The 6266-nt window shown below is 29.0% G+C and carries 5 protein-coding genes; 1 reads left to right on the top strand and 4 read right to left on the bottom strand.

Annotated elements, in window-relative coordinates; all coding sequences use genetic code 11:
• The first annotated feature begins 168 nt into the window (after nt 1–168).
• Nucleotides 169–1110, top strand: coding sequence for a type IV toxin-antitoxin system AbiEi family antitoxin domain-containing protein (locus tag NST77_RS25890; protein ID WP_341123937.1), 942 nt, complete (start codon nt 169–171; stop codon nt 1108–1110).
• Here NST77_RS25890 and NST77_RS25885 read toward each other — a convergent pair.
• From NST77_RS25885 to NST77_RS25870, 4 genes are all read right to left on the bottom strand, one after another.
• Nucleotides 1107–1985 (bottom strand): nucleotidyl transferase AbiEii/AbiGii toxin family protein, encoded by an 879-nt coding sequence (locus NST77_RS25885; RefSeq protein ID WP_341123936.1) that lies wholly within the window; start codon nt 1983–1985, stop codon nt 1107–1109. The genes NST77_RS25890 and NST77_RS25885 overlap by 4 nt on opposite strands.
• 1338 nt (nt 1986–3323) lie before the next feature.
• The gene (locus tag NST77_RS25880; protein WP_445668922.1) at nt 3324–3830 is read right to left on the bottom strand and encodes a DUF3967 domain-containing protein; all 507 of its coding nucleotides are present in this window, start codon (nt 3828–3830) and stop codon (nt 3324–3326) included.
• Between the two features lie 314 nt (nt 3831–4144).
• Complete coding sequence (locus NST77_RS25875; protein WP_341123935.1) at nt 4145–4543, bottom strand: hypothetical protein; 399 nt, start codon at nt 4541–4543, stop codon at nt 4145–4147.
• Between the two features lie 350 nt (nt 4544–4893).
• Entirely contained in the window at nt 4894–5679 is a 786-nt protein-coding gene (locus NST77_RS25870) for a hypothetical protein (protein ID WP_341123934.1), read from the bottom strand.
• Nucleotides 5680–6266 lie beyond the last annotated feature (587 nt).

The following is a 6266-nucleotide window of genomic DNA, read 5'->3' as shown; positions in this document are numbered from 1 at the left end:
TACGGCAATGCTAATAGTATATATACTATTAGCATTTACATCGACTAAAAAATGATTATCTTATACTACTAGTATATATACTAGTAGTATAGTTAAATGACTTGATTTTTGTATTGAGTACTACTAGTATATATACTAGTAGTACTAAGTACAAAAGGAGAAGATTTTATGGGAGACAATAAAAAATCTGAAACTCAATTAGATTCAAATTGGTGGACGGATTTTTTATCCAAAAAAAAATCCGTTTTTTCGAGAATGGATTTAATTGCAGTTTTAGATGAATTGAAGGAAGAAAGAATTTTGAGAAAAAATTATAAATATAGTCGTTTTTTAAATCACTTAATTACAGAATTATTTGTTCTAGAAAGAGTAAAAGCTGATTTACCCAATGATAAAAAGACAGAAAGATTTGTTTTAAAAAATGCCAAAGTACACCCGTTTGAAATTGCTTTAAGCTTAAATCCAGGATCATATATATCTCATTACAGTGCACTTTTTTTGCATGATTTAACACACAATATTCCAAAAGATATTTATATAAACAGAGAACAGACTCCTAAATATTCTGATCCAGAAAATAAATTGACTCAAGCAAAAATAGATTACGCCTTTTCTAGACCTATGAGAAGAACAAATCAGATAGCAAAATTCTCGTATAATAAAAAAAAATACCAAGTATTTTTACTTAATGGTAAAAACACAGGGAATCTAGGAATTATAAAAAAGAAAACACCACACACGCATAACTCTGTCAGATTAACTAATTTAGAAAGGACTTTAATAGATTGTGTTGTCCGACCTAAGTATTCTGGTGGTGTTGAAGAAATTTTAAATGCTTTTGAAAGGGCTAAAGATGATCTTTCTGTAAATCGGCTTTTAGGTATGTTGAGAAAATTAAATTATGTTTATCTTTATGAAAAATCAATATACTTTTATCTATCTCGAACAGATTATTCTTTATCACAAATAGGAATGGTATTTGATGCTATAAACAAAAGCGACGTGGCTAATTTAAATTTTTATTTAGATTATCAAATACCAAAAAAAATATTAGATGAAGATATAGGGATTTATTACCCCAAAAACCTTCAAAATTACAATTTATTTTAAGCGATTAATTTATGCAGCTGCTCGATAAGCTCTAAATTGTATTCAAAAAGAAATTCAAATTCAGGATATGTATCATCTTCTGGAATTTGCGGAATTACTCTTTCCTCATAATCTTTTTGTAATTCTTCTTTGTAATCTCTTATTTTCAACAGGAGATTAAATGGTACTTTTTTTGTATAAAACATTTCTTTTAAAATATAAAGATTTTTTTCATTTAAAATTTCTTCACGAAAGTCAGATTTCAATTTCATTATAGCTGTATATATATCATACAAATCACGAGCTCTTGTTTTTTCCTTTGAAGCTAAAATATAGTCTGGAAGTTGTTGACAAAGAGCTCTGATTTTTTCATACACTATCATTAAAGGACTATATAAATAAATTGTATATTCACCTATTTCTAATTCTATTCTAGGTTCTGTATATTCCTCTAAACTTATATCAATTTCAATCTTTTTCTTATTGTCTTCCATCGTTTCGGCCATATTAGATAATTTTTGTGGATTATCTTTAAATGCCTCATAAATTTCTTCTTGAATAATTTTAAATTCGATATGATAACCACCCCAGAAAGGAGGTAAAATACTTTTTGATTTTTTTGGTTTGCTAGTAAATTTATAATCGATTACAACTAACTCATTTTCTTGAAAAATTCTTGATAGGCTTTTCTGAAATAATGGTCCTTCAATTTCCTCCGACATTTTTATCCCCTGTTTTATAGATAGATCAAGATCTTGCGATGCTCTATTGGTAAGCTCTAATAGTTGCATTGCATTTCCACCTTTTAGAGTAACTATTTCCATAAGTTTGTCATCGGAGAAAATAGCCTGTACAGCTAGTAATCTATAATCGCTTGCTAATAATCCAGTAGTCATTTTGTTCCCCCTAATCAAAAGACACAATTCAATATTCTATCAATTTTACCATGGGTTTGGAAATTTTAGGAGTTTAAAAATATAGACTTCAAGAGTTAATTAGATATAGCCAAGGGGATTTTTTTACAGTTAACATAATAAATCTTTCTTAAATAAAAAGAGCAACTGATATAATAGTCAGTTGCTCTTTTTATTTAAGATTAATAGAATCCGTTTAATTTTACAAAACATTAAATATATATCTTAATACAAAGTGAAAAATCATAAAAAACAAAACCGTACATTTATACTGATCACTTTTTTAAATGTTTTTATAGCAAAATGTACAATTATTTTTAAAAATAATAGATTTTTTTCTCTCTAGAACAGGGGTTTCGAATTATTGTGTGATAAAATGTAATTAAGCAAAAGATATCGAAGATATGATTAAACCTCCAAAGATTGGAGGTGATATCATGGATTTAAATACTGCAATGTTTGTTCTAGCTCTAATTACATTAGTAGTTCAAATCATAGATTTAGCAATAAAAAAGTAACCCACCCTGTTTTCGCGGACATAGTGAGTTACTTTTCTAAAGGATATTCTATTTTTTGGAGCAAGCAATCATATCGTTAGATACTTAGCTTTTTTGACCAGAGTGGTGAGACACTCTGGTCTTTTTTAATTTATTTTTATAATTTATTATAATTAAATTATAACATAGAAGATACAAAAGTATGCATTTTGAATAAAAAAAGTGCGTTTTGAATATTTTACCGGAACTTACTGTCCCATGAGATTGACATAATATATTGATTATAAAAGTATGCTTATTGAATAGTTTTATAATTAGGTATTGATAAAGAAGCCTAAGGTCTTTTTTTTTTAGAAATCTATTTAAGGGGAAAAATACATAATACTTTTAAAGGCTAGTTAACATAATCTGTCCTATCCACAGCAATCAAAAAAACAAAAGGCGGAATTTGTCCATATTGGGGCAAATTCCGCCTTTTTACGTTTGGGAAATAATAAAAAACTGAGCTCCATAATCTAAATGTTAATCTCTCGTTTCCTTTCTTTTTCTCCTGAAATCTAACCAACTAGATGTTTGACATTGTTATTCTTTTAACATGGGATTATTTGTTATGAAAAACACTAATATGATATATTAAAAGTAATTAGAGTAAATGTGTCGCTAATCCTTAAGCGACGAACAAAAAAGGAGTCGTTACCCCTATATAACGGCTAATAAAAAGGGATCGGCAACCCTGGTATCCGATTAATAAATTTGGGGCCTTGTAAATAAGCTTTAGTTTTTGCTAATTTTATAGTTTAGCACACCTAAAATGGTGGATGTTTTATTTCCAAAACATCCACCATTTTTTCTTTTCTGCAGCTGCAATTTGCTTTTTTGTTTCTTGTAATTCCCTGATAGCAGCCATTAAATTTTTATCACGTTGATCCATTCTTTCCAGGAGTTTTTTATTAAATTCTTCCTGACTTTTTATAAAAAGTAAAAAGGGATTTTCTTCTTCTATTTCTGTCTGTAGCGCTGTATCGGGTTGCGATATGCTTAAACTTGAGCGATATAATTGCGCTACATGTTGAACCGATTCATCTAATGTTTTTCCCATTGATTTGAGGTTAGAAAGGTATTCTAAGAAGCGAATATCATCTTCGCTATATTGTCTCCAATTCTTTTCATCTTTCTTAAAAGAATAACCATGTTCTTCAAGCATTTGAGAATATTTTCTTACCGTAACAGGTTCAATAGAAAGTCGCTTTGCAACTTCTTTACTGGAATATACTTTTGAATCGTCGCTCATATATCTCACCTCAATACAAAATTCGATATAACTATCCAAAAGCCTTTTTAATTTTATATTCCTAAAAAAGTTTTTCTTATTACTCTGTTTTAAGAAAATAAAAAGCGTTAATAGACAGAAATAATGTTCTTGATTAATGATTTATTGAATATATCTCAAGAGATATTTTGGCATATCTTCGCTATATATTTAGTATATCTTTGCTATATCAATAGATGGAAAAGTGCCCCCACTTTTGAAAGGATAGAAACTCAACAGGCACAGCCTGTTAAACCCCTTTTTATGAAGGGGTGACCCCGAGTTTCCTTATGCTCTTTCATAAAAAAGAAGACAAATGTATATTAGCATTTTATTTAGTCAAAAAATCTTGAGTGACGATTCTCTTTTTGATCATTAGTTTGGCTTCTTTTTGGATTCGATTTAAGGGTTATTGATCTTTGTATTTTCTTTTCTACATTCTTTTTAGCATCTTCATAAATATAAGTATCTTCCGATTTTCCTACCACATTTACACCTTGTTCATGGAATCCGCCTGCTACCATTTCCGTTAAAATATCAATTTGTTTGGCCATAGAATTGATTTTTCTTTTTACATCATCATCATTTGTAATAGGATCTTTTAAAGATAATAATGCAAATCTTACAGCTTCTGCATTATTATTTACCCCTGGTTGATTCTTAATTAAATCATCCATTATATCGATGTGTATTGGATTAAATCTAATGTGTTTTCCTATCAATTCTTGACTCATAAATTCTTTTTTTCTCCCTATTACACGATTATTTTAAGTACTTTTTATTTTCCGATTCTCTAAAAGACTTCAAATTATGAAAGAGCATAAGGGAACCTGATATCACATTTTGAAAAAGTGTTTAAATAGGCTGTGCCTATTGGGTTCCTGAAAGAAATATCTGATATCACTTTTTAATCAATATGTATAGTAGAGATATAGCCGTTTTTTTAGAAATAAAATCATTATTAAAAGTTCTTATTGTTTTTTAGAGATCCATATTGAGCGTTTAAGGCGGTTGTTTTTTTCTTCCTATACAAAAGTTAAGGAACAACAGTAAAATCGCTTATGAGGGCAAATAAACACTCCTGTTAGTTTTCTAACCAATTGTAAAAGGGAACTTTTTTAGGTCTATTTATTTCTAAAATATCTTCTACATTTGCTAAAAGTTCTTCATGTTTTTTCTTTTTAGCTGCTATTTGTCGGTTATTTTCTGCATAAAGAGATTGCCATTCTAATTTCGTTATTATTTTATCTATGTAACTAGAAAGGTACTTAATTCTAGTTCCTTTATTGATAGAATCATTAACTCTATTAACTACATATTCAACAATCTTATTATTGCCTATATATATATTACTTTCTTGTTTTTTTGGTAATACATAGGTAGAAATATTTTTACTGTCTTCACTCTTACTCTCCCAATCGATTTTGGGATTTTCTGTATCGCAATTAGTATCGCAATTAATAGTTAATCCCAATAGATTTACCCAGTACTTAAAGTATGGGTGATTAACAAATAAATAGATTGGTTTTCCACGGCCATTGCACCGTTTTGCTCTTCTATGTACTTTAATTACTTGTCCAAGATCTACTAATTCTTTTAATCTATATTGAACCGTTCTATCACTTATCTTATTCCGTTTTGCCAGGTATTCATCACTTGCGTAAAAGAATCCTAATTCTGTACTGAAGAAACATACCATGTCAAAAGTTTGTCTGGTTCCTTCCTTTAAACGATCCCATTTATCTCCGATACTTTCTTTAATAGAATCTAATAAAGTGTATTTAACTTTCCTTTTTTCTTGCTTTGTTTCTACAAATGGTTGGTATGAAATCATCTGATTGAATTGCTCTGTTTCCACGAATACTGTCATTGTTTTTCTCTCCTTTTTATCGGATAGAAAAAAGACACTGCTGCCCTTATAAATCGTAAAGGGAAACAATGCCTTTCAATGTTCTCTGTATTTGGAAACATTTTTTCCTTGAATTAAGCAGGAATATACACTAGAATAAGCGTATAACTTAAGTTAATCCAAAGAACTTCGACAAGTGTTTTCCCTACCGTGAATAGGGGGAACGGTTTAAGGTGTGTTGGTAGCACCCTTAAACAGTTGGAGTTCTTTTTCTATGTCCGTTCGTATGTATTTATTAGTAATATAACTCTATTAAACCATTCTAGCAATATAAACTAAGTGCTTTTTTATAAAAATTTATAAAAACAACCGATTTATCTTCTCTTTTCCAAAAATAAATGATAAAGCCTTTTTAATTTTATTACGGATCATTTAAGGCCTTTTTAAAGGATTAGATACATCGCTTAAGGTAAAACATCATTGTAGTAAATTCGAAAGTATCTAGATACCCTTAGAAAGCTCAGAAAGCATTCTAAAAAAATTCATTTTAAGAAGCATTGGAATTTATGCTTGAATATTAGACTGTTAATGTTCGGAATTTGAAATAT

Origin of the sequence: Niallia sp. FSL W8-0177 (assembly GCF_038006285.1) — a bacterium.
GTDB lineage: Bacteria > Bacillota > Bacilli > Bacillales > Cytobacillaceae > Niallia > Niallia circulans_A.
This window is presented reverse-complemented; position numbering and strand designations above follow the sequence as displayed.